A 1,149-nucleotide genomic window follows, 5' to 3' on the forward strand; every position below is an offset into this window, starting at 1 on the left:
GAACTCGCCCTGCCGCACCTTCAGCGCGCCCGCCGTCCACAACGCCTCGGCCCACAGGGTGTCGGAGCGCCCCCTCACCAGGACGGTCAGCTCGTCGGCGTGGCGCCGGGCGTCGGGCATCCGCCCCGCCTCGGCCTCCACCGACACCAGAACCAGCAGCGACGCGGCCCTGTCCTGGCTGGACAGCACGTGGTCCACCGCGAGCCGGTGGGCCGCGCCGGCAGCCTCCACCGCCGGAACGATCTCGCCCAGTACTCGCAGCGACCGGGCGAACTGGGTCAGGGCCCGGGCGCGCAACTCGGCCAGGCCGATCTCCTCACTCAGCGTCACCAGCTGCTCGAGGTAGCCGTGCTCGCCGACCGAGTCCCCGTGCCGGCGCTTCCACTGCCCCAGCAGCCACAGAGCCTGCCAGCGGAGCATCGGATCCTGGCCGTGCGCGGAACGCACCGCCTCGGCGAGAAGTTCACTGGTCTCGTCGGACTCCAGGGAGGTGGAGAGGGAGAGGATCTGGGCGAGCGAAGTGGCCCGGGAGCCCTCGAACTCCGACGGGCTGATGCCGAGTTGTCCGGCCAGGTGGGCGACGGCGCGCTCCGTGGGCTGCCGCGCGCCCGATTCCAGGCGCGAGAGATAGCCCGTAGACATGCCGTCCCCCGCGAGCGCGGCCTGGGACAGGCCCCGCTCGGTCCTCAGCTGCCTCAGGCGACGGCCGAAAGATGGCTGCTCCAACACGTGCACGCCCCAACGAATAGATGGAGGACGAAGGTTCCTGGCCCGGCCCGGTCCCCGTGGCCTGCCACGCTACTCATTCCAGATGTGCCAGAGAGTATGCCGGTCGCGTGCGGCTTGGCAAACCTGTCGACCTCGACGGCCTACACATCTCGCTCAAATGCGGTGCGTGGATGGCAAGTAGAGTTGCCCGTGACTTGGAAAAGTATTGCCAGGCAGCATGTGCTCCCGTACCGTGACGAGAAGCCGATGCAGCCGACACATGCCCATGGAGGTGGCGAAAATGGCCAGTGACCGCTCTGCCGTCTCCGGCCGGAACCGTTCCGCGGGGTCCGGCGCGCCGCAGGGCCGTAGTGGCGACGAGTACCGGCTCGGTGACGTGGGCGAGTTCATGATCGGCGTGTGGAGCGAGCTCCTGGGCCG

General features: G+C 69.5%; 1 protein-coding gene. It reads right to left on the reverse strand.

Features of this window, described 5'->3' with window-relative positions; translation table 11 throughout:
* Nucleotides 1-735: helix-turn-helix domain-containing protein (locus ACZ7HQ_RS45785; protein WP_471003644.1), on the reverse strand; the 735-nt coding region annotated here is incomplete at its 3' end.
* Nucleotides 736-1,149 lie beyond the last annotated feature (414 nt).

The organism is Streptomyces sp. NPDC037290, from assembly GCF_055603245.1.